The sequence below is a fragment of the Jejubacter calystegiae genome (genome assembly GCF_005671395.1).
Taxonomy (GTDB): Bacteria; Pseudomonadota; Gammaproteobacteria; order Enterobacterales; family Enterobacteriaceae; genus Jejubacter; species Jejubacter calystegiae.
Genome location: NZ_CP040428.1, coordinates 982959 through 1006021 on the forward strand (window position 1 = coordinate 982959; position 23063 = coordinate 1006021).

The window sequence follows — 23063 nt, forward strand, 5'->3', positions numbered from 1 at the left end:
TCGCCCGAGCGTAACAGGACCGGCTGTTTTAAAAGAGCCCCTGCGGCTTTTCTGAGTAACTTACCAGCAGGCATTTGGTCTGTTGATAGTGCTCCAGCATCATTTTATGAGTCTCCCGGCCAATACCGGATTGTTTATATCCACCGAAGGCGGCATGGGCAGGATAAGCATGGTAGCAGTTAGTCCAGACTCTCCCGGCCTGAATACCACGCCCCATGCGATAAGCCAGAGCGCCGTTCCGGCTCCAGACACCGGCCCCCAAACCATATTGCGTGTCATTGGCGATAGCCAGGGCCTCTTCCGGCGTTTTAAAAGTCGTCACCGCAAGCACGGGGCCAAAGATTTCCTCCTGAAAGATTCGCATTTTATTGTGACCACTCATGACCGTCGGCTCCAGATAAAAGCCCCCTTCCAGCGCTCCGGTCTGACGGCGCACTTTACCGCCCAGTAGCAAATTAGCGCCTTCACGTTTGCCGATATCAATATAATTCAGAATGGCTTCCAATTGTCCCTTTGATACCTGGGCGCCTATTTGCGTCTTTTCATCCAGAGGATTGCCTCCCCGAATCGCCGCTACTCGCTTCAGAGCACGCTCCATGAAACGCTCATAAATCGATTCCTGAACCAGCGCCCGACTTGGGCAGGTACATACCTCTCCCTGATTGAAGGCGAACATAGCGAATCCTTCGATGGCCTTCTCCAGATATGCATCGTCACTCGCCATCACATCCTCGAAGAAGATATTGGGAGACTTACCTCCCAGTTCCAGCGTCACTGGAATGATATTGCGGGTAGCGTATTGCATAATCTGCCGCCCCACTTCCGTTGATCCGGTGAAAGCGACTTTCGCGATACGCGGCGAAGTTGCCAGATATTCGCCAATTTCTCCACCCGCCCCATTCACGACATTAATCACCCCCGGAGGCAGCAAATCGCCAATAAGCTCCATCAGGACAAGAACAGACAGCGGCGTAAGACGGGCGGGTTTAAGAACAATAGCGTTCCCGGCCGCCAGCGCAGGCGCCATTTTCCAGCAGGCCATCAGTAGCGGAAAATTCCATGGAATTATCTGCCCCACGACGCCCAAAGGTTCATGAAAGTGATAAGCGACAGTATCAGCATCCAGTTCGCTGATTCCCCCTTCCTGAGCGCGAATACAGGCGGCGAAGTAACGGAAATGATCAATGGATAACGGAACATCGGCGCCCCGGGTTTCACGAACAGGCTTACCGTTATCCCAGGTTTCAGCGGCCGCCAACAGATCAATATTCTGCTCCATGCGATCGGCAATCGCTAACAGCAGCGATGCCCGTTCCTGTACCGATGTGCTTCCCCACTGCGCCTTAACCGCATGAGCGGCATCCAGAGCCAGTTCAATATCCTGCCCCGTAGAATTAGCCACCTCGCATAGCGGCTGTCCAGTAATAGGCGTCAGATTCTGATACCACTCCCCCGCCTGTGGAGGCGTCCATTCTCCGCCAATATAGTTGTTATAACGGGCTTTCAGACGCAGTGGATAACCATATTCACCGGGCGTTAATGTATTCTCACTCATCGTTCGACTCCTTGCTGATTGTCACGGTTCATCGCGAAGCGCTGGGTGCTTCGCGCTGATACTGCGCTTTACAACGCCGCACGGTAGATAGCGACGATCTCCTCGTGTGTCGCCTGAATCGGATTGGTGAATCCACAGGCGTCCTTCAGGGCGTTATCAGCAAGCACGGAAAAATCCTGCTCTTTCACGCCTAATTCGCGCAGACCACGCGGAATACCAACGCGTTGGGCCAACTGCCTGATAGCCGTAATACAGGCATCGGCCCCCTCTGCGGCGTTCAACGCTTCAACCGCCACGCCAAGCGCGCTGGCGCAATCACGCAGCCTGTCCGCTGAAACCTGCCGGTTAAACATCTGTACGTGAGGCAGCAGCACTGCATTACAGACGCCGTGCGGCAGGTCGTAAAATCCGCCGAGTTGGTGAGCCATCGCATGAACATAACCCAACGAAGCGTTATTAAACGCCATACCCGCCAGGAATTGCGCCCAGGCCATCTCCTCCCGAGCCTGGCAGTCATTGCCGCTGGCAACGGCGGTCGGCAGCGCGTGCGCGATCATCGCCATCGCCTTCAGGGCGCAGGCGTCAGTAATCGGAGTCGCCGCAGTAGAAACGTAGGCTTCAATCGCATGCGTCAGGGCATCCATACCGGTTGCGGCGGTCAACATCGCAGGCATGCCCAGCATGATCTGCGGATCGTTAACGGAAAGCCTGGGCGTGACATGCTTATCCACAATCGCCATTTTGATATGCCGCTCTTCATCGGTAATGATGCAAAAACGGGTCATCTCCGATGCCGTGCCAGCCGTGGTATTAATCGCCACCATAGGAAGTTGCGGCTGACGAGAGCGATCGACGCCTTCATAATCACGAATCGTACCGCCGTTAGTCGCCACTAAAGCAATCGCCTTCGCACAATCATGCGGACTACCGCCGCCTAAAGAAATAACGCACTGGCAATCAGATTCCCGCAATAATGCGAGTCCCGCCTCTACATTCGCGGTGGTTGGATTGGGATGGGTGCCGTCATAAACGGCGGTCGCGATATTTTCCTGAGCTAAGATCTTAACCAGCATATCTGTCATACCCAGCCCGGATACCCCCTTATCCGTCACTATCAATGCGCGTTGAAATCCCCACGCCTTCAGGTAGCCAGGCACATCATTAACGCTATGCTGACCGATAACGTTAACGGAAGGCATATAAAAACAGCTTGTCGTCATTATTCATCCTCCAGATTTCCATATGGCTTGATGAAAATAACAACCGCTGCGACGAATACTGTGACCGAATTACCGACGCCAAAAACCATTTAATTTGAATGGTTTTATTTTTTTTACTTAATCGAATCACTTCTAAAGAATGGATGAATTACTGCAAGTTCAGTCAATGAATGCGAGGTCTCCATCACGCAACGGGAAAAACCGGTTTTACAGGTGGCAGGCTGCGACGTCCAGACTGATCCCTTAACGCTGCTGTCATCTATGCAGCGTTAAGGGACACGACCTGACAGCAGATTCAGCAATCAGGTATCGAACAACCCGTTATCGCGCAGCAAATGGTCGTTGCCACGCCGCCGGGTAAAGCCGATGCGATCGAAGTATTCCAGAATCTGAATCGCCAGCTTACGGCCAACGCCCAGCCGATCGCGGAAGTCAGCGGCGCAGGTCGTGCCCCGCTCCAGGTCCAGATCCCGCACCAGGTTCGCGAAAGCGCGGATCCGTTCATGGCGGTAGTAGCGATCTTTAACGATCGCCGTGATCAGTCCCTGCTGGGCGGCCATACGCAGCAGTTGGCGCATGGCCTGCTCCTCCTGGCCGGTTTCCCGGGCCAGATCGCGCACCCACCAGGGTTCATCCCCAAATAACGCCTCAACCCGCTGCCACAGCGCCAGCTGTTCGCCGGAAAAGCCCGGCTTATGGTCCGGCAGATGGAGCCAGCCGCGACGGCTTTCCACCAGCCCTTCCTGACGCAGACGTTCAATGAGCCCCAGCACCAGCGCCTCATTTTCCATCGGTAACGCCATGCGTCGCAGACGTTCGCGCCCGGGGCCCGGCTGGTCGTCATGCTGTTCGTGATAGCGCGCCAGGGTTTTCAGCAATGTCTGCTGCCAGGCGGCGGCCACCTCCGGGCTCAGGGCGTGATCCCCGGCCAGTAACAGTCCGGGACGTTGCGTGAGCTGCGCCATGCCCGCGGGTGAAAGCTGGCGCGCCCAGGCGAAGGTCGCCAGCGGCACGGCGCCACGTTCGAGCCAGGCCGTGAAGGAGGCGTCGTCGTCCCGGGCGTTCGCCAGTTGCGCCAGCCAGTCGAGGAATGGACGCTGGCGTTTGCCGCGCCGTGGCGGATTCAGAAGCACCACCCGCGCTCCCGCCAGGGTGGTTCGGGCGCTGATATCCCGCAACACCAGACGATCGTTATCCGCCAGCCAGAGCGGCGTATCCAGCACCAGTTCCGCCAGCTCCCCTTCCAGCAGCGATACCCGCCCGGTTATGTGGCGAGCTGCATGGTACAGGTGCAGCGACTGCCACTGCTGAAGCGCCGTGTTGCCACTCAGTTGCACGATAATCCGTTCGGAAGGTTCGCCAGGGCGCGCCGCCAGCAGCCAGTCACCGCGCTGGATATCCGCTTTTTCCGCATCGCCGCTAATGTTCAGTGCGATACGCTGCCCGGCACGGGCTTTTTCCACCGGCTGGTTCTGGGCATGCAGACCACGCACGCGCATCGGTTTATCCGCCCCGGTCAGCCACAGGGTGTCGCCCTCGCTCACCTCACCGGAAAGCGCAGTACCGGTCACTACCAGCCCGGCGCCCTTAACGGTGAAAGCACGGTCGATAGCCAGACGAAAACGTCGATTAGCGGGATGCTCACGACCGCTTAGCTGTCGAAGATGCTCGCGCAGCGCCTCAATACCCGTGCCCTGGGGGGCCGCAGTGACAAACAGCGACGCCGTCGGCCAGCCCAGCGAAGTCACCCGTTCACGCACCTGCTGCTCCACTTCACGGATGCGCTCTTCGCTAACCCGGTCTGCCCGGGTCAGGGCCACCGTCAGCGATGGCAGGCCGGTCAGTTGCAAAATCGCCAGATGCTCCCGGGTCTGAGCCATGACGCCGTCGTCGCAGGCCACCACCAGCAGCGCGTGGTCGATTCCCCCCACTCCCGCCAGCATATTGGCCAGGAATTTTTCGTGCCCGGGCACATCGATAAAACCGATTACCTCACCGTCGGGCTGCGGCAACCAGGCGTAACCCAGATCGATGGTCATTCCGCGCTTCTTTTCTTCCGGCAGCCGGTCGGCATTGACGCCGGTTAACGCCTGTAACAGCGTGGTTTTGCCGTGGTCCACATGCCCGGCAGTGGCAATAATCATGACTGCAACATCTCCATCAGGCCTGCCTCATCCTCCAGACAGCGCAAATCCAGCCACATCCGTCCATCATTGATGCGGCCAATGACCGGGCGCGCCGCACCGCGCCAGCGTTCCGCCAGCCTGGCCAGCGCGCTGCCGCTGCCGTCGCGCGGGGCAAAGGTCAACGCAGCGCCAGGCAGGCGGTCAACCGGTAACGAACCACTGCCAATCTGCGACAGGCAGGGCTCCACCCGCAGTTCAAAATCCGGGTAGAGCGGCGCCAGCAGTGAAAGCAGACGCTCGCCCTGGGCCTGAATCTCCGCCGGTTTACGGGTGAGCAGACGCAGCGTGGGTAAACGCTCCACCAGTTTTTCAGGGTGACGATACAGACGTAACGTGGCTTCCAGGGCCGCCAGCGTCATTTTATCGGCACGCAGCGCCCGCTTCAGCGGGTGAGACTGCAGGCGGGCGATCAACCCTTTCTTCCCGACGATAATACCAGCCTGGGGGCCCCCCAGCAGCTTATCACCCGAAAAGCTCACCAGGCTGACGCCAGCCGCAATCAGGCGCTGAGGCATCGGCTCTGCGGGCAAACCGTACTGCGTGAGATCCACCAGCGAGCCGCTACCCAGATCCACCACCACCGGGATATCGCTTTCCGCCCCCAACTGCGCCAGCTCCTCTTCGCTCACCGATTTGGTAAAGCCGCTAATCTGATAGTTGCTGGTATGCACCTTCATCAACAGCGCGGTTTCCGGCCCAATGGCCTGGCGGTAATCCTTAAGATGAGTGCGATTGGTGGTGCCGACCTCATGGAGCTGGCACCCCGCCTGACGCATCACATCAGGGATTCGGAAAGCGCCGCCAATCTCCACCAGCTCGCCGCGGGAAACCACTACTTCGCCGCCCTGAGCGCAGGCCGCCAGCATCAGCAGCACCGCTGCCGCGTTGTTATTGACGATGCAGGCGTCTTCCGCGCCGGTCAGCTCGCAAAGCAGTGCTGCCAGCGCGCGGTCCCGGTGGCCGCGCCCTGCGTCATCCAGGTCATATTCCAGAGTGACCGGCGAGCGCATCGCACGGCTGACGGCTTCTACCGCCGCCTCGGCCTGAATGGCGCGCCCAAGGTTGGTATGCAATACCGTGCCCGTCAGATTAAACACCGGACGCAGGGCGCTCTCTTCATCTTTATGCAGGCGTCTTCGCGCTTCCGCCGCCCAGTCGTCACGCCATTCAGGCAACCGTTGATGCGCGCGGATTTCGTCGCGCGCCGCCGTCTGCATCTGCCGCAGGGTATCCACCAGTCGGGTGTGACCAAATTCGGCGCACAGCGCCGTGAACGCCGGTTCGCGCAGCAGACGATCCGTCGCGGGAAGCTGGCTGAATAGTGCGTGTTGACTCATGAGACTGTGTCATTCCGGAAAAAGTGTGGCGATCAGTTTAACAGGGGGGGTCCCCCCTGTCATAAGAGCCAGATCATGGCATTGGCGGTTCGGTGCGGGCAAAGCTTTCACGTTCGAAGAGCTTTCCCGCCAGGCGGACCAACAGCGGGCGTTCAGCGCACCAGCCAGGCGCAATACGTCGGAAGTTAAGATAGCCAATGGCGCACCCCAGGGCGATGGCTCCCAGCCGAGGTGGTTCGCTTTCAATATTCTGGTCGTTGATCTGCTGTTCAAGCCAGTCCAGACCGCGCGCGATCTTCTGGCGCTGACGCAGCAGGAACGCTTCAGATTGCTGCTGCGCCGGACGCTGACGTTCGCGCACCAGCAGCACGGCGGCATCGAGAATACCGTCGGCCAGAGCTTCCACCTGACGCTCCCACAGCGCCAGCTTCAGCTCACGCGGTACCAGCGCCGGAGCAATATCCAGCAGTTCCAGGTAGCCGACAATTACCGGGGAGTCGAACCAGATGCTGCCATCATCAGTGACCAGGGTGGGGACTTTTCCCAGCGGATTGTAATCCGGTACCTGCGTCGCCTCCTCCCAGGGAGTGTCATTAACGAATTCAAACGCAATGCCCTTTTCCAGCAGAACCACCGAGATCTTGCGGACATAAGGGCTGGTGTAACTGCCTATCAGTTTCATATCGCCGTCCCTTTTCGAACCAACCACATATAATTATGGTGCATGACGGCATGAAGAGGGGGTTATTCCAGGGCCGCCATGGCATTTTGATGGGCTCTCGCTTTTCATCAGACGATCCCGATCACAAGCGGAGTAATTCACGGCCACAAATTGTGATTAACATCACAATAACCAAACAAAAACACAATATTAAATTGTGATCAAAATCACATAAAACCACCTTTCGCGACGTTTTTTTCATCGCTGACGTTTTTACACTCGCTGTTTTTGTGATCATAATCACCAAAAAAACCGGTCACCCCCCTAACATTAAGTGACATTTATCACAAAAAAATCCGACATCTGGACAGTCTGCCCATTCGGTGCCAGATTTCGCGTCATGGACGAAAGGTCGGCGACCCCGCCACCTCATGCGGCCTGGAAAAACACCGGGCTGTGCCCTGCTCGACATCACAATAAGGGGTGTAATATGTCATCCGATATCAAGATCAAAGTGCAAAGCTTTGGTCGTTTTCTCAGCAATATGGTGATGCCCAATATCGGGGCGTTTATCGCATGGGGGATCATCACCGCTCTCTTTATTCCCACTGGATGGTGGCCTAACGAAACGCTGGCCAGGCTGGTCGGCCCGATGATCACCTACCTGCTGCCGCTGTTGATCGGTTATACCGGTGGCCGCCTGATTGGCGGCGAGCGCGGCGGCGTGGTGGGCGCAATTACCACGATGGGGGTGATTGCCGGTGCCGATATGCCGATGTTCCTTGGCGCGATGATTGCCGGTCCGCTGGGCGGCTGGTGCATTAAGAAATTCGACGCGGCCGTAGACGGCAAGATCAAGTCCGGCTTCGAAATGCTGGTGAATAACTTCTCTGCCGGCATTATCGGTATGCTGCTGGCGATTCTGGCGTTTCTCGGCATCGGTCCGGCGGTGGAGATACTTTCCAAACTGCTGGCGGCTGGCGTTAACTTTATGGTGACGCACGACATGCTGCCGCTGGCTTCGATTTTTGTCGAGCCGGCAAAAATTCTGTTCCTGAATAACGCCATTAACCACGGCATCTTCTCGCCGCTGGGAATTCAGCAGTCTCAGGAAATGGGTAAATCCCTGTTCTTCCTGATTGAGGCCAACCCGGGTCCGGGGATGGGCGTCCTGCTGGCCTATATGTTCTTCGGTCGCGGCAGTGCGAAACAGTCCGCAGGCGGTGCGGCCATCATCCACTTCCTGGGCGGTATCCATGAGATCTACTTCCCTTACGTGCTGATGAATCCGCGTCTGATTATCGCCGTCATCCTGGGCGGCATGACCGGCGTGTTCACGCTAAACCTGCTGGACGGCGGCCTGGTTTCTCCGGCTTCTCCGGGTTCGATTCTGGCCGTGCTGGCTATGACGCCGAAAGGCGCCTGGTTCGCCAATATCGCCGCTATTGTCGCTGCGATGGTAGTTTCCTTCGTGGTTTCCGCCATCCTGCTGAAAACCAGCAAGGTGAAAGAGGATGACGATATCGATGCGGCCACCCGCCGTATGAAGGAGATGAAAACGCAGTCCAAAGGCGGCAATACAGCGGCAGCCAGTGATGCAGGCGACCTGAGCCACGTGCGTAAGATTATCGTGGCCTGCGACGCCGGTATGGGCTCCAGCGCTATGGGTGCCGGGGTACTGCGTAAGAAAATTCAGGATGCGGGTCTGACCAATATCTCGGTCACCAACTGCGCCATCAACAGCCTGCCGGGCGATGTGGATCTGGTGATTACACACCGCGATCTGACCGAGCGGGCCATGCGCCAGGCGCCGCACGCGCAACATCTCTCGCTGACCAACTTCCTGGATAACGCGATGTACAGCGATCTGACCCAGCGTCTGATCGCCGCACAGCGCCACAGCGAAAACGAAGAGAAGGTGCAGAGCAGCCTGAAAGACAGCTTCGATCAGGATGACAGCCGCCTGTTCAAACTGAGTGAAGGCAATATCTTCCTGGGCCTGCAAGCCGCCAGCAAAGAGGAGGCTATCCGCTTTGCCGGTGAACAACTGGTTAAAGGCGGCTATGTTGAGCCGGAGTACGTCGCAGCCATGCTGGAGCGTGAAAAACTGACGCCGACCTACCTGGGCGAATCCATCGCCGTGCCGCACGGCACCGTAGACGCCAAGGATCGCGTGCTGAAGACCGGCGTTGTCTTCTGCCAGTACCCGCAAGGCGTCCTGTTCGGTGAAGAGGAAGACGATGTCGCACGTCTGGTTATCGGTATTGCCGCGCGCAATAACGAACACATCCAGGTGATCACCAGCCTGACCAACGCGCTGGATGATGAGTCGGTTATCGAAAAACTGGCGAATACCACCAGCGTGGACGAAGTTCTGTCGCTGCTGGGAGCGAAGTAACCTTAAACTCCCTCTCCCTTCGGGGAGAGGGTTAGGGTGAGGGGCAATGCCTCACCCCAGCCCTCTCGGGGTCAGTCAAATTGAAAAGGGTTCAGACAATGAAAGCATTACACTTTGGTGCAGGTAATATCGGACGCGGATTCATCGGCAAACTGCTGGTGGATGCCGGCATTCAACTGACGTTTGCCGACGTTAACCAGACGGTGCTGGATGCTCTGAACGACCGCCACAGCTATCAGGTTCGGGTTGTTGGCGAACAGCAGCAGATCGATACCGTCGCCAACGTCAACGCCGTTAACAGCAGCAGCGAAGCGGCTGAAGATCTGATAGCCCAGGTCTCTCTTATTACTACCGCCGTCGGTCCCGTGGTGCTGAAGCTTATCGCCCCGACCCTGGCGAAAGGACTGGCTAAGCGCCGCGCCGCCGGTAACGAGCAGCCGCTGAACATCATCGCCTGTGAAAACATGGTACGCGGCACCTCGCAACTGAAAGACCATCTGTTTGAGGTTCTGGCGCCGGAAGAGCGTGACTGGGTGGAAGCCCACGTAGGCTTCGTCGATTCCGCCGTTGACCGCATTGTGCCGCCGTCCGAATCTGCCGACAGCGACCCGCTGGCGGTCACCGTAGAAACCTTCAGCGAATGGATTGTCGATAAAACCCAGTTTAAAGGCGCCCTTCCCGCCATTCCGGGTATGGAGCCGACCGATAATCTGATGGCCTTTGTGGAGCGCAAACTGTTCACTCTGAACACCGGCCACGCTATTACCGCCTGGCTGGGTCAGCAGGCGGGCCACAAAACCATTCGTGACGCGATTCTTGACCAGAACGTTCGCGCCGTTGTGCAAGGCGCAATGGAAGAGAGTGGCGCGGTGCTTATCAAGCGTTACGGCTTCGATCCTGAAAAACACGCTGCCTATATTCATAAAATTCTGGGCCGCTTCGAAAACCCTTACCTGAAAGACGACGTGGAACGTGTGGGGCGTCAGCCGCTGCGCAAGCTGAGCGCCGGTGACCGTCTGATCAAACCACTGCTCGGCACCCTGGAATACGGCCTGCCTCACACCAATCTGGTACAAGGCATTGCCGCCGGTCTGCATTACCATAGCCCGGAAGATCCTCAGGCCCAGGAACTGGCGCAGTTGTTGGCGGAAAAGGGCCCTGCGGCGACGCTGGTACAAATTTCCGGTCTGGATGCCGCAAGCGAGGTGGTCGCAGAGGTGGTACAGGCCTGGCAGGCTCAGGCATAATAGCTTCCGGGCGCACTGCGCCCGGCGTCTTTGTCTAACCATGCAGGCTGAAATGGAAGAAACCCAGGTCTTTGAAAACCGCGTGCTGGAGCATCTTAATGCCGGCAACAGCGTCAGGAGCCTGCTGATTGCCGCTGTAGAAATGCTGACCGAAGCGGTCGACATGCTGGTACTCCAGGTATTCCGGAAAGATGATTATGCGGTGAAATATGCCGTTGAACCGCTGCTCGACGGCAACGGTCCGCTGGGCAACATGTCGGTGCGCCTGAAGCTTATTTACGGGCTTGGCGTCATTAGCCGTGCCGACTATGAGGATTGCGAATTGCTGATGGCGCTACGTGAAGAGCTGAATCACGACGGCACCGAATACACCTTCATCGATGACGAAATCCTGGGTCCTTTCGGCGAGCTGCACTGCGTGTCGGCGCTACCTCCAGCGCCGCCGCCAGGCGATGATCCCGAACTGGCTACCATGCAAAAGCTGCGCTATCAGCAGATCGTGCGTTCCACGATGGTGCTTTCCCTCACTGAGCTGATCGCCCGGATCGGCTTAAAAAAAGCGTTCAGTAAGTAAAGGCTTTTCCCTCTCGCCCCCTGACTGATGTATCCTTGCCGCCCTGTCTGATCACAACTATCCTGAATACCATGTCAAAAGAGATCGAAAAGAACGAAATTAAACGCCTGAGCGACCGCCTTGATGCCCTGCGCCATCAGCAGGCCGAGCTGTCACTGGTCGAGCAAGCGGAAAAGTACGCTCAGAACGAAAAAGAGATAGCCACACTGGAAAGTGAAATCGCGCGTCTGAACGCGGTGCGCCACCAGAAGCTCAGTAAGGAAGCGCAAAAGCTGATGAAAATGCCCTTCCGCCGCGCCATCACCAAAAAAGAGCAGGCCGATATGGGTAAGCTGAAAAAGAGCGTACGCGGTCTGGTCGTGGTACACCCCATGACCGCTCTGGGCCGCGAGATGGAGCTCACAGAGATGACCGGTTTCGCTCGCACCTCATTCTGATTTGCCGTCAGCGACCGAATAACCGCCGCGAAAAGCCTTCTATTCCGCCGGAAATTCGGCGATTTTGCAGGGTCTGCGTCCAACTGGCCGACAGCCCGGCGGCGCTCAACAAGCGATGATACTGCTCATCGTCGAAAGGTTGATGCCAGGCGATGACGCCCGCCTCATGCACGCTGATATCGCTCAGCCGCGATACCAGTTCCAGCGGGGCATCGGCACTCACAGCCCCCGATGCAATCACCCGATACAGCCAGCCGGTTTTCCCGTTTTGCTGCATTAGCTGCGATAAATCTTCTATCTCAAAATGGAAGTTGAGCTTAAAACAGGGGGAACGCGGCTGGGTGACCTGAATCAACGCATCTCCCCAGCGCCATACGTCGCCAATGAAGGTGTTCTGCTCCGTCAGCCCGGTGGTAGAGAGGTTTTCACCGAAGCCCGGCGCGTTAAAGCGTTCAGCCTGCTCGGGAAAAGCCAGCGCCCAGTCATCGTAGTGTTCGCGGGGATAGTGGCACAGCGCGCGGTCAGGGCCTCCGTGGTATTTGCGCTCTGCCTGACAGTCGCCAGAAAGCCCCGTCGGCGTCAGCATCAGTTCGCCATCAACCTGATATTTTTCGATAGCGCTGGGACGTCCGCCCGGATAGTCGCGAACCTTTCCTGTATAGACCTGCACGGGATAGTGCATCCTCTCCCCCCTCATCTGAGCACCTTTGCCTGAAAGTATGAGGGTATAAAAAAGGACGTCGATGGACCAGCGAAAACGAGGGATTGAGGTGGGATGGGCGTCCTCCCGTTCCCTGTGGAGGACGCGCCGGGATAACGCTTACTTCGAAGAGGAACCGAAAAGTCCGCCCAGTACGCCCTTCAGAATGCCGCTCACGGTATCGCCTACGGTCCCCGCAGCCTCACCCGCAGTGTCACCAACACCGCCAATCACTTTATCTGCCAGTTTCGCTATGCTCACCACAGTGCTCAAAACGGAACCACCTGAAACATCGTCCAGCATCTCGTCCGACAGCTCGATCATGTTTGCTTCTGCTTTATCTGTCATCATAGTTTCCTCACTCTTTATCAGTGTTTACATAATGGTTCAGACCGTGATGTCACCATAACTGCCCCTGCTTCCTTTCACCCTCCTGGCTGAGCTGCCATTTCCGTGACGAGTTAAATCCTGGCACAAACATTAGAATTGTGAATGTTTTTAGGATTAGTTTTATTAAAAAATCGTTAACCACATGCTAATTGTGAGTAAAACACACGAAAAACCACAATACCAACGATGAATAAATAAGAACTGCTTATCTATTGATCCAGAAAGAACTTTGCCTGTTTCGGAGGGATACTTCGGGAATAAACCAAAAAAAAGCGAGCCCGAAGGCTCGCTTATCCGTCTTAAGTGACGCGATTATTTTTTAGCGGCGAAACGCGCTGCAGCTTCGTCCCAGTTCACCACGTTCCAGAATGCTTTGATATAGTCCGGGCGGCGGTTCTGGAATTTCAGGTAGTAAGCGTGCTCCCACACGTCCAGACCCAGGATCGGGTAGCCGGAAGCGCCAGAGATAGCTTCACCCATCAGCGGACTGTCCTGGTTTGCGGTAGAAACTACAGCCAGCTTGTCGCCTTTCAGCACCAGCCATGCCCAGCCGGAGCCGAAGCGGGTTGCAGCCGCTTTCTCGAACTCTTCCTGGAATTTCTCAACGCTACCGAAATCGCGCTCAATGGCGGCTTTCAGGTCGCCCTGCAGGGTGGTGCCTGTTTTCAGACCTTTCCAGAACAGGCTGTGGTTAGCGTGGCCGCCTGCGTTGTTACGCAGCGCGGTTTTCTTATCGGCCGGAACCTGATCCAGACGGGTAATCAGTTCTTCTACCGGCAGAGCAGCCAGTTCCGGCAGGCTTTCCAACGCAGCGTTGGCATTGTTTACATAGGTCTGATGGTGTTTGCTGTGATGAATTTCCATCGTCTGCTTGTCAAAGTGCGGCTCCAGCGCGTCGTAGGCGTACGGCAGGGATGGCAGTGTATAGCTCATACTCTTCTCTCCATTTATTGTCGGGCGGCAGAGTTTTTGTTAATGCCGCGTAAGCATTCGGTTCATTATAGTTAATTAAATGATATTGAAAATGTTTATCAATGCCACACATTTCGTGCGCATATTACTAAATCATAACTTTTGGTTATGATAGTAAAAATGTGAAGCCATACAAGCAATTCCTGATCATTTTGCCAGCCGACACGCCATTGCGGCAGCAGTGTAAAGGTTCTCCCAGGCGTCTCTTTTTTAGACTGCCAGACGGGTAGCGCCGCGAGCGATATCCGACAACCCCCAGGGAGAACAAAAAAATGAATGACGCAATTTCAACGGGCATCCTCTGGCATCTGGTGGGCGCAGCCAGCGCCGCCTGCTTTTATGCCCCCTTTAAAAAGGTCAAAAACTGGTCATGGGAAACCATGTGGTCCGTGGGTGGTATTGTCTCCTGGATAATCCTGCCCTGGGCAATCAGCGCCGCGCTACTGCCCAACTTCTGGGCCTATTACGGCTCCTTTAACGCTTCTACCCTGCTGCCGGTATTCCTGTTTGGCGCCATGTGGGGGATCGGCAATATCAACTACGGCCTTACCATGCGCTATCTCGGTATGTCGATGGGCATCGGTATCGCCATTGGTATTACCCTTATCGTCGGTACGCTGATGACGCCTATCCTGAACGGCAAGTTTGGCGTGCTGATCGGCACCCCAGGTGGCCAGATGACCCTGCTGGGCGTTCTGGTAGCACTGATCGGCGTGGCAATAGTCACCCGCGCAGGCCAGTTGAAAGAGCGCCAGATGGGCATCAGGGCCGAAGAGTTCAACCTGAAGAAGGGGCTGATTCTGGCGGTGATGTGCGGCATCTTCTCTGCCGGTATGTCCTTCGCCATGGATGCGGCCAAACCGATGCACGAAGCCGCAGCGGCGCTGGGTGTTGATCCTATGTATGTCGCACTGCCCAGCTATGTGGTGATTATGGGCGGCGGCGCGCTGATCAACCTGGGTTTCTGCTTCGTGCGCCTGGCAAAAGTGCCAGGAATCTCCCTGAAGGCGGATCTGTCGGTGATGAAGCCTCTGCTGATTACCAACGTCCTGCTTTCCGCACTGGGCGGCCTGATGTGGTACTTCCAGTTTTTCTTCTACGCCTGGGGACACGCCAAAATCCCGGCCCAGTATGACTACATGAGCTGGATGCTGCATATGAGCTTCTACGTACTGTGCGGCGGCCTGGTGGGGCTGATCCTGAAAGAGTGGAGCAACGCAGGACGTCGCCCGGTAGGGGTTCTGAGCATTGGATGTATCGTGATTATCATTGCCGCCAACATCGTTGGCCTGGGCATGGCGAAATAACGCGCGCTGTGGCACCCGGAACGATACGGCTACAGACCAGCGCGGGTGAGCACTGGCTCACTCGCGCTCCCCTCCTCCCGCTGGCGCCACTGGCTTGGCGAAGCCCCACTCTCCCGGGTAAAGACCACCGAAAAGTAGTTACTGTCTTCAAAACCACACTGCATCGCCACTTCGCTGATTCGCATAGCAGTATGGCGCAGCAGGTACTGGGCATGGCAGATGCGTAACTGGCGCAGATACTGGCCCACGGTCATGCCCGTCTGCTGGCGGAACTGCTGACGCAGAGTACGCACGCTGCACTGCTGCACGGCGCAGAAAGCCTCCAGATCGAAAGGGGCGCTCAAACTCCCCGCCAGTGCGGTAATGAGCCGATCCAGCGCGCCGCCTTCGGTTTCCTGGCCTTCAATCTGCTCTGGCAAATAACGGTGACGTTGCAGGAGCAGCAAAATCTGCAAAAACAGGGTTTCCGCCATCGACTGCGACAGCGTATCGCGTCGGGCGCTTTCCAGCTCCAACTGGCCGATCACCTGACGCGCCTGGCTCATCCCCTGGCTGCTCAGCCGCCAGGCCCGCTGCTGCGCCATATTGGGAATCATCTCGTCCCAGTTAACGCGCAGCCGGAACCGCTCCGGACACCAGATTATGTTCTGCAATACCAGATCGTTAACCGAGGCATAGCTGTGGCAATCGTCGGCGCGAATATAGAACAGATCGCCGCGGGTAATGCGGTATGGTCGCCCGTTCAGCACGTGCAAACCGTTGCCGCGCCAGACCACCACCAGCTCGCAAAAGTCATGGGTATGTTCAGCAAAAACGCTCTGGGGATAACGGTCCGCCACCGCCACCGACTGGGTGGAAAACGCGAAAAAATCCGTCTTGTGAAGGGTCAGACCGGCCACGGCGCCTCCTTAGAAATCGGGAGCCGGGTATTATCTGTTGTTACACCGCAAAAAAGGGTGACTCCCTTCGCGTTACTGAAGTTGGACATCGCGCCCCTGGCGCACATCGCGCGGCGACCAGTGAAATTCCCGCTTAAACAGCGTGGAAAAGTGGTTGCTGTCGCCAAAGCCGCACTGGAAGGCGATGCCAGTGACGCTCTCTTCGCTATGGCGCAGCAGGTGCAGGGCGCGCATCAGACGCAGACGGGTCAGATAGCGCTGGGGGGTCAGGCCGGTGCGCTGCTTAATCTGGCGGTGCAGCGTACGCAGCGACAAAGTAAACCTGTCGGCCAGCGCTTCCCAACAGATCTCTTCAGCGAAATGCGCCTCCAGCCACGAAAGCAGCTGATTCAGGTGGCCTGGACTTTCGCCATCACCGTCGCTGCGGCAACTCTGACGCAGCAGCACCAGCAGTTGCATAAACAGGATCTCGCGGCTGGCAACATCGTGCGCCTCTCCCTCTTCGCCGCCGGGCCGTTCCAGACTGGCAATCAACTGCCGCACCTGCTTCAGCGCATCGGGGTTTACCCGCCAGTGGGAAGGATAGTAACCGTCACGCTCCTGCGGCAGCAGCTGTTCAACGCCAGAAAGAAAGTTAAAGGCGTCCGGCGCACGATAGAGCACGTTGGTCAGGCACAGGTTTTCGGTATGTTCGAACAGATGACGATCGTGGTCGCGCACAAAACAGACCGAACCGCCGCTCAGAGTATAGGGCTGGCCGTTGAAGATATGGGTGCCGGTCCCCTGTTCAACAATAACAATCTCATAGAAATCATGATGATGCTCCGGGAACGCGGACTGCGGTATCCGGGGCTCAATCGCCACAGGAACCCGACCGGAAGAGAAAAAGTCCGAGCTGTGCAGTACCGTCATTATCGTCCCCTCAGTTTGTTAACCTGCCCGCGATAGTATTAAACGAGAGTTATTCTCACCTTAAAATTTCGGCGTGAACGGCGGCAAAAGCTGCTCGTTTTTCAAGATTCCGCTGGCTATTGCGCGGATTTGCGGCAGGCATCACACCCCCCTGCAAACGTCTGAGGCGCTGTCATCGCGTTTATCGGGCTTTAATTTGTGAACTCTCTCACGTTCACCTTTGATTCCTTGCCAGCGGCCTGTTTGCGCTGTCAGTAACAAGAAGGTGTCGCACAACGCGACTTTTTAGACTGAGGACCAACGATTATCAGAAGGACCCCATCATGACTGTTCGCCATTGTGTCGCCGTTGATTTGGGCGCCTCCAGCGGTCGCGTAATGCTGGCCCGCTATAGCCGAACTGAACGCAGCCTGGAACTCAGGGAGATCCATCGCTTTGCCAACTGCCTGCGCCAGGTTGACGGCACCGACTGCTGGGATGTGGATACCCTGGAAACGGAGATCCGTACCGGCCTGCGCAAGGTGTGCGAAGAGCAGACTATTCGCCCGGACAGCATCGGCATTGATACCTGGGGCGTGGACTTTGTTCTTATCGACGACAACGGCGAGCGTGTGGGACTGCCGGTTTCCTATCGGGACAACCGCACCGATGGCGTCATGGCCCGCGCCGTGGAGCAACTGGGCCGCGAAGAGATTTACCGCCGTTCCGGTATTCAGTTCCTGCCCTTTAACACTCTCTATCAGTTCCGGGCGCTGAGCGAACAGCGGCCTGATCTGGTAGAGAAAGCGGCCCATGCCCTGCTGATCCCCGATTATTTCTGCTACCGCCTGACCGGCGAGATGAACTGGGAATATACCAACGCCACCACCACCCAACTGGTGAACATCAACACCGATAATTGGGACGATCGCCTGCTGGAATGGGCTGGCGTTCCGCGCCGCTGGTTCGGCACGCCGGGCCACCCGGGTAACGCCATTGGCCACTGGATCTGCCCTCAGGGCAATCAGATTCCGGTGGTATCGGTGGCGACCCACGACACCGCCAGCGCGGTACTCGCCGCGCCGCTGGAAGATGGCGATGCCGCATACCTCTCTTCCGGCACCTGGTCGCTGATGGGCTTTGAGAGCAAAAGCCCATACACCAGCGACCAGGCGCTGGCCGCCAATATCACTAATGAAGGCGGCGCCGAAGGGCGCTACCGGGTACTGAAAAACATCATGGGGCTGTGGCTGCTACAGCGAGTCCTGCGCGAACAGAAGGTCAGCGATCTGGGGAGTCTTATCGACCACGCCCGCCAGATCCCGGCCTGCACCTTTACTATCAACCCCAACGACGACCGTTTTATTAATCCGGACAACATGAGCCAGGAGATTCAGGCCGCCTGCCGTGAGAGCGGGCAGCCGGTTCCCAACAGCGATGCCGAACTGGCGCGCTGTATCTTCGACAGTCTGGCGCTGCTGTACGCCAAAGTGCTGGATGAACTGGCGGCGCTGCGTGGCCGTCCCTTTACCCGGTTGCATATCGTCGGTGGCGGCTGCCAGAACGAACTGCTCAACCAACTGTGCGCCGATGCCTGCGGTATTCCGGTACTGGCCGGTCCGGTAGAAGCCTCGACCCTTGGCAATATCGGCTGCCAGCTGATGGCGCTGGATGAGGTCGCCGATGTGGACGAGTTCCGCCGCCTGGTGGCCCAGAGCCACACCCTGATCCCTTTTAATCCCGATTCGAACAGTGAAATTGCCCGCTACGTTGCGCAGTTTCAGCCACAACGTCAAAACAAGGAGCTTTGCGCATGACTACCCCCATCGAACAGGCCTGGGGCCTGGCTAAAGAGCGTTTCGCCGCCGTCGGCGTTGATGTCGAAGCGGCACTGCGCCAGCTGGATCGCCTGCCGGTTTCTATGCACTGCTGGCAGGGTGACGATGTCGCCGGTTTTGAAAACCCCGAAGGCCAGCTTACCGGCGGCATTCAGGCCACCGGTAACTATCCGGGTAAAGCGCGCAACGCCACCGAACTGCGCGCCGACCTGGAACAGGCCCTGAGCCTGATTCCGGGGCCGAAGCGCCTGAACCTGCACGCTATCTATCTGGAAAGCGATAGCCATGTCGATCGCGACCAGATCAAGCCGGAACACTTTAAGAACTGGGTGGAGTGGGCCAAAGCCAACCAACTGGGGCTGGACTTCAACCCCTCTTGCTTTTCACACCCGCTGAGCGCTGACGGTTTTACCCTGTCCCACGCCGACGACAAAATCCGTCAGTTCTGGATCGATCACTGTAAGGCCAGCCGCCGCGTATCCGCATACTTCGGTGAACAGTTAGGCACGCCGTCCGTCATGAATATCTGGGTACCGGACGGCATGAAGGACATCACCGTAGATCGCCTGGGGCCGCGCCGCCGCCTGATGGAAGCGCTGGACGAAATTATCAGCGAGAAGCTGAACCCGGCACACCATATAGACGCGGTAGAAAGCAAGCTGTTCGGCATTGGCGCCGAAAGCTACACCGTCGGCTCCAACGAGTTTTATATGGGCTACGCCACCAGCCGCCAGACTGCGCTCTGCCTGGATGCCGGTCACTTCCACCCCACCGAGGTGATCTCCGACAAGATCTCCAGCGCCATGCTTTATGTACCGCGCCTGCTGCTGCACGTCAGCCGCCCGGTTCGCTGGGACAGCGACCACGTGGTACTGCTGGACGACGAAACCCAGGCCATCGCCAGCGAAATTATCCGCCACGACCTGTTCGACCGGGTGCATATCGGTCTGGACTTCTTCGATGCGTCCATCAACCGCATCGCCGCCTGGGTTATCGGCACCCGCAATATGAAGAAAGCGCTGCTGCGCGCCCTGCTGGAACCGACCGCCAGACTGCGCGAACTGGAACTGGACGGCGACTACACCGCCCGTCTGGCACTGCTGGAAGAGCAGAAGTCGCTGCCGTGGCAGGCGGTCTGGGAAGTTTACTGCCAGCGTCACGACACCCCGGCCGGTAGCGAATGGCTGGATAAGGTCCGCGGCTATGAGCAGGACGTATTGCGTCAGCGTGGGTGATTGCCCCTCCCCTCACCCCGGCCCTCTCCCCAAAGGGGTGGAGGAGAAGGACCAAATAGTTCCCTCTCCCCTCTGGGGAGAGGGTTAGGGTGAGGGGAAAAACCTCACCAACCCAACAGAGAACACAAGACTATGCAGAACATCCTCAACGCCTGGTTTGTCCTGGGCATGATCAAGGCCACTTCCGATGCCTGGCTGAAAGGCTGGGACGAACGTAACGGCGGCAACCTGACGCTGCGCCTGGACGCTGCCGACATTGAGCCATACCATGCTGACTTCCACGCACAGCCGCGCTACATCGCCCTGAGCCAGCCAATGCCGGAGCTTGCCGGCATGCCCTTTATCGTCACCGGCTCCGGCAAGTTTTTCCGTAACGTGCAGCTCGATCCCGCCGCCAACCTGGGAGTGGTACAGGTAGACAACGACGGCGCCGGTTACCACATCCTGTGGGGCCTGGAAAATGACGCAGTTCCCACATCTGAACTCCCGGCCCACTTCCTGTCACATTCCGCGCGCATCAAAGCTACCAACGGCCAGGATCGCGTTATTATGCACTGCCACGCCACCAACCTGATCGCCCTGACCTACGTACTGGAAAACGACAGTGACGTCTTTACCCGCAAACTGTGGGAAGGCAGCACTGAGTGTCTGGTGGTCTTCCCGGACGGAGTGGGCATTTTGCCCTGGATGGTCCCCGGCACCGATGAGATAGGCCAGGCGACCGCCGATGAAATGGCGCACCGTTCGCTGGTGCTCTGGCCGTTCCACGGCGTCTTCGGCAGCGGTCCGACGCTGGACGAAACCTTTGGCCTTATCGACACCGCAGAAAAATCGGCCCAGGTGCTGGTAAAGGTCGAGTCGATGGGCGGAATGAAACAGACTATCAGCCGCGACGATCTTATCGCGCTGGCTAAACGCTTTGGCGTAACGCCGCTGCAGAGCGCTATCGATCTCTGAAAGCCCGGGCGGCGGATCGCACAGGATACAGGTTCAGGCGTGCCCGATGGGCCGCCCTTTAAGGAGAAAAAGATGAGCTTTATGCTGGCACTGCCGAAAATCAGCCTGCACGGCGCAGGCGCTATCGGCGATATGGTAAAGATGGTCGCCGGAAAGAACTGGGGCAAGGCGCTGATCGTCACCGACGCACAGCTGGTGAAACTGGGTCTACTCGACAGCCTGTTCAGCGCGTTGGAGGGCCACGGCCTGACCTGGCATCTGTTTGACGGCGTATTCCCCAACCCCACGGAAACCCTGGTGCAAAGCGGCTACCGGGAATACCAGGAAGCCCACTGCGACTACCTGATCGCCTTCGGCGGCGGTAGCCCCATCGATACCGCCAAAGCCATTAAGATCCTGACCGCTAACCCGGGCCCCTCCACCGCCTATTCTGGCGTGGGTAAAGTGACCCACCCCGGCGTACCGCTGGTCGCCATTAATACCACCGCAGGCACCGCCGCCGAAATGACCAGCAACGCCGTTATTACCGACAGCGCACACCAGGTAAAAGAGGTGATTATCGACACCAACATCATCCCGGATATCGCCGTGGATGATGCCAGCGTGATGCTGGGGATTCCACCGGACGTTACCGCCGCCACCGGGATGGACGCCCTGACCCACGCTGTCGAAGCCGTGGTTTCGGTCGGCGCGCATCCGCTCACCGATGCCAATGCGCTGGAAGCCATCCGCATTATCAGCCAGTGGCTGCCTGTCGCAGTCGCAGAGGGCCACAATCTGGAAGCCCGCGAGATGATGGCCTATGGCCAGTATCTGGCGGGTATGGCCTTTAACAGCGCCGGTCTGGGGCTGGTACACGCCATGGCCCACCAGCCGGGCGCCACCCACAACCTGCCCCACGGCGTCTGTAATGCCATTCTGCTACCAGTGGTGGAAAACTTTAACCGTCCGCAGGCGCCTGCCCGCTTTGCCCGTATCGCCAGGGCCATGGGGGTTCATACCCAGGGGATGGACGACGATCGGGCGAGCCAGGCGGCTATCGACGCCATTCGCGCACTGTCGGAAAAAGTGGGCATTCCCTCTGGTTTCCGCGAGTTGGGTATCAGCGAAGCGGATATCGAAGGCTGGCTGGATAAAGCCCTGGCCGACCCCTGCGCGCCCTGTAACCCGCGCATCGCCAGCCGGGACGAAGTGCGCGCGCTCTATCTGGAGGCTCTGTGATCCGTAAAGCTTTCGTTATGCAGGTTAACCCCGACGCTCACGAAGAGTATCAGCGTCGTCATTCGCCCATCTGGCCGGAACTGGAAGCGGTGCTGAAATCCCATGGCGCCCACCATTACGCCATCTGGCTGGATGCCGCGCGCAATCTGCTGTTCGCGACGGTAGAGGTAGAATCCGAGGAGCGCTGGAACGCCGTGGCGCAGACCGAGGTCTGCCAGCGCTGGTGGAAACATATGCGGGAAGTTATGCCGAGCAACCCGGATAACAGTCCGGTGAGTGAAGAGCTGAAAGCGGTGTTTTATCTGGAATAAGTCTCTCCGCGCTGTCATTGTACAGCGCGGTGCTTTTAATATCCTCTTTTTAATCTCCGGGATTAATCGCACATCGCGTTTATTATTTCCTGATGAATAGCTGCGGTTTCCAGAAATAATTTCTTTATTGCAATTATATTAAAAACGATAAATGATAGAGTTTATTGATAGCTAAAAGGATTTTCGGATTAATGAAGATGGAAACGCTGCTTGTTATTGTATTGTTCGCTATCCTTATTTATCTCCTGATAGCAAGGGGAAAAAAGCGTTATCGCCCTACGAATACATCCAAAGCACGCAGCGTCAGCAATATCGCCGATCAGCTCTATTTTGTTGAAACAGCATCGTTTGAAAAACGCAATTTAATGAATAAAAAAGAATATTACCTTTTTCGCAACATCGAAGCATATCTTCAGAAAAACCACCCAACGTTTCGGGTATTCCCGCAGGTATCGATGGGTGAATTCTTGAGTTCCAAAAGCGATAATGCCTATAGCTCCATTAACAGCAAAAGAGTGGACTTTATTATCATTTCAAAGTTTGGTCAGCCATGTATTGCTATAGAATATCAGGGCACAGGCCACTACCAGAACAACGCTATCTCGCGCGATGCCGTGAAAAAAGAGGCCTGCCGGAAAGCCGGCATTCGCTATATTGAGTTCGAAGCCAGCTACCGTGATGAGGATATGGCGTCTATAGGCCGCTATCTGTCACAGCTTCAATAAAA

The 23063-nt window shown here is 57.2% G+C and carries 21 protein-coding genes; 11 read left to right on the forward strand and 10 right to left on the reverse strand.

Annotated features, from left to right (window positions below; genetic code table 11):
• Positions 1-28: 28 nt before the first annotated feature.
• The 5 genes from FEM41_RS04570 to FEM41_RS04590 all read right to left on the reverse strand — a co-directional run bounded on the left by FEM41_RS04570 (position 29) and on the right by FEM41_RS04590 (position 6980).
• On the reverse strand, positions 29-1555 hold the full coding sequence (locus FEM41_RS04570) for an aldehyde dehydrogenase family protein (RefSeq protein WP_138094864.1): 1527 nt from the start codon (positions 1553-1555) through the stop codon (positions 29-31).
• Between the two features lie 68 nt (positions 1556-1623).
• The gene (gene yiaY / locus FEM41_RS04575; protein WP_138094865.1) at positions 1624-2775 is read right to left on the reverse strand and encodes an L-threonine dehydrogenase; all 1152 of its coding nucleotides are present in this window, start codon (positions 2773-2775) and stop codon (positions 1624-1626) included.
• A gap of 302 nt (positions 2776-3077) precedes the next feature.
• Entirely contained in the window at positions 3078-4919 is a 1842-nt protein-coding gene (gene selB, locus FEM41_RS04580; protein WP_138094866.1) for a selenocysteine-specific translation elongation factor, read from the reverse strand.
• Entirely contained in the window at positions 4916-6298 is a 1383-nt protein-coding gene (selA, locus tag FEM41_RS04585; RefSeq protein ID WP_138094867.1) for an L-seryl-tRNA(Sec) selenium transferase, read from the reverse strand. The genes selB and selA overlap by 4 nt, the downstream gene beginning before the upstream one ends.
• 73 nt (positions 6299-6371) lie before the next feature.
• Positions 6372-6980 carry a glutathione S-transferase gene (locus tag FEM41_RS04590; protein ID WP_138094868.1) on the reverse strand — a complete coding sequence of 203 codons (609 nt, stop codon included), beginning with the start codon at positions 6978-6980 and terminating at the stop codon, positions 6372-6374.
• A 469-nt stretch (positions 6981-7449) separates the two neighbouring features.
• Here FEM41_RS04590 and FEM41_RS04595 point away from each other — a divergent pair, with 469 nt between their 5' ends.
• The 4 genes from FEM41_RS04595 to FEM41_RS04610 all read left to right on the forward strand — a co-directional run bounded on the left by FEM41_RS04595 (position 7450) and on the right by FEM41_RS04610 (position 11615).
• Positions 7450-9357 (forward strand): PTS mannitol transporter subunit IICBA, encoded by a 1908-nt coding sequence (locus tag FEM41_RS04595; RefSeq protein ID WP_138094869.1) that lies wholly within the window; start codon positions 7450-7452, stop codon positions 9355-9357.
• A gap of 98 nt (positions 9358-9455) precedes the next feature.
• Positions 9456-10604, forward strand: a complete 1149-nt coding sequence (gene mtlD / locus FEM41_RS04600; RefSeq protein ID WP_138094870.1) for a mannitol-1-phosphate 5-dehydrogenase — start codon at positions 9456-9458, stop codon at positions 10602-10604.
• A gap of 40 nt (positions 10605-10644) precedes the next feature.
• Positions 10645-11178 (forward strand): mannitol operon repressor MtlR, encoded by a 534-nt coding sequence (gene mtlR / locus FEM41_RS04605; protein ID WP_138094871.1) that lies wholly within the window; start codon positions 10645-10647, stop codon positions 11176-11178.
• A gap of 71 nt (positions 11179-11249) precedes the next feature.
• Positions 11250-11615 carry a YibL family ribosome-associated protein gene (locus tag FEM41_RS04610; RefSeq protein ID WP_138094872.1) on the forward strand — a complete coding sequence of 122 codons (366 nt, stop codon included), beginning with the start codon at positions 11250-11252 and terminating at the stop codon, positions 11613-11615.
• A 7-nt stretch (positions 11616-11622) separates the two neighbouring features.
• On the opposite strand, the gene yiiM is transcribed toward FEM41_RS04610, so the two are convergent.
• The 3 genes from yiiM to sodA form a co-directional block, all read right to left on the reverse strand.
• Entirely contained in the window at positions 11623-12297 is a 675-nt protein-coding gene (yiiM, locus tag FEM41_RS04615) for a 6-hydroxyaminopurine reductase (protein WP_138094873.1), read from the reverse strand.
• Between the two features lie 138 nt (positions 12298-12435).
• Positions 12436-12666: a hypothetical protein gene (locus FEM41_RS04620; protein ID WP_138094874.1), complete on the reverse strand. Its 231-nt coding sequence runs from the start codon at positions 12664-12666 to the stop codon at positions 12436-12438.
• A gap of 351 nt (positions 12667-13017) precedes the next feature.
• Positions 13018-13638 (reverse strand): superoxide dismutase [Mn], encoded by a 621-nt coding sequence (gene sodA, locus FEM41_RS04625; protein WP_138094875.1) that lies wholly within the window; start codon positions 13636-13638, stop codon positions 13018-13020.
• Positions 13639-13949: 311 nt separating this feature from the next.
• On the opposite strand from sodA, the gene rhaT reads away from it, so the two are divergent.
• Positions 13950-14984, forward strand: coding sequence for an L-rhamnose/proton symporter RhaT (gene rhaT / locus FEM41_RS04630; RefSeq protein ID WP_138094876.1), 1035 nt, complete (start codon positions 13950-13952; stop codon positions 14982-14984).
• A gap of 29 nt (positions 14985-15013) precedes the next feature.
• On the opposite strand, the gene rhaR is transcribed toward rhaT, so the two are convergent.
• Both rhaR and rhaS read right to left on the reverse strand, forming a co-directional pair.
• Entirely contained in the window at positions 15014-15883 is an 870-nt protein-coding gene (rhaR, locus tag FEM41_RS04635) for an HTH-type transcriptional activator RhaR (RefSeq protein WP_138094877.1), read from the reverse strand.
• Positions 15884-15955: 72 nt separating this feature from the next.
• Entirely contained in the window at positions 15956-16795 is an 840-nt protein-coding gene (gene rhaS / locus FEM41_RS04640; RefSeq protein WP_138094878.1) for an HTH-type transcriptional activator RhaS, read from the reverse strand.
• Positions 16796-17118: 323 nt separating this feature from the next.
• On the opposite strand from rhaS, the gene rhaB reads away from it, so the two are divergent.
• The 6 genes from rhaB to FEM41_RS04670 all read left to right on the forward strand — a co-directional run bounded on the left by rhaB (position 17119) and on the right by FEM41_RS04670 (position 23061).
• Entirely contained in the window at positions 17119-18591 is a 1473-nt protein-coding gene (gene rhaB, locus FEM41_RS04645; protein ID WP_138094879.1) for a rhamnulokinase, read from the forward strand.
• Complete coding sequence (gene rhaA, locus FEM41_RS04650) at positions 18588-19847, forward strand: L-rhamnose isomerase (protein WP_138094880.1); 1260 nt, start codon at positions 18588-18590, stop codon at positions 19845-19847. Before rhaB ends, rhaA begins: the two co-directional genes overlap by 4 nt.
• Before the next feature lie 132 nt (positions 19848-19979).
• Positions 19980-20804: a rhamnulose-1-phosphate aldolase gene (gene rhaD, locus FEM41_RS04655; protein WP_138094881.1), complete on the forward strand. Its 825-nt coding sequence runs from the start codon at positions 19980-19982 to the stop codon at positions 20802-20804.
• A 72-nt stretch (positions 20805-20876) separates the two neighbouring features.
• On the forward strand, positions 20877-22025 hold the full coding sequence (gene fucO / locus FEM41_RS04660) for a lactaldehyde reductase (protein ID WP_138094882.1): 1149 nt from the start codon (positions 20877-20879) through the stop codon (positions 22023-22025).
• The gene (gene rhaM / locus FEM41_RS04665) at positions 22022-22336 is read left to right on the forward strand and encodes an L-rhamnose mutarotase (RefSeq protein ID WP_138094883.1); all 315 of its coding nucleotides are present in this window, start codon (positions 22022-22024) and stop codon (positions 22334-22336) included. The genes fucO and rhaM overlap by 4 nt, the downstream gene beginning before the upstream one ends.
• Before the next feature lie 191 nt (positions 22337-22527).
• The gene (locus tag FEM41_RS04670; RefSeq protein WP_138094884.1) at positions 22528-23061 is read left to right on the forward strand and encodes a DUF2726 domain-containing protein; all 534 of its coding nucleotides are present in this window, start codon (positions 22528-22530) and stop codon (positions 23059-23061) included.
• Positions 23062-23063 lie beyond the last annotated feature (2 nt).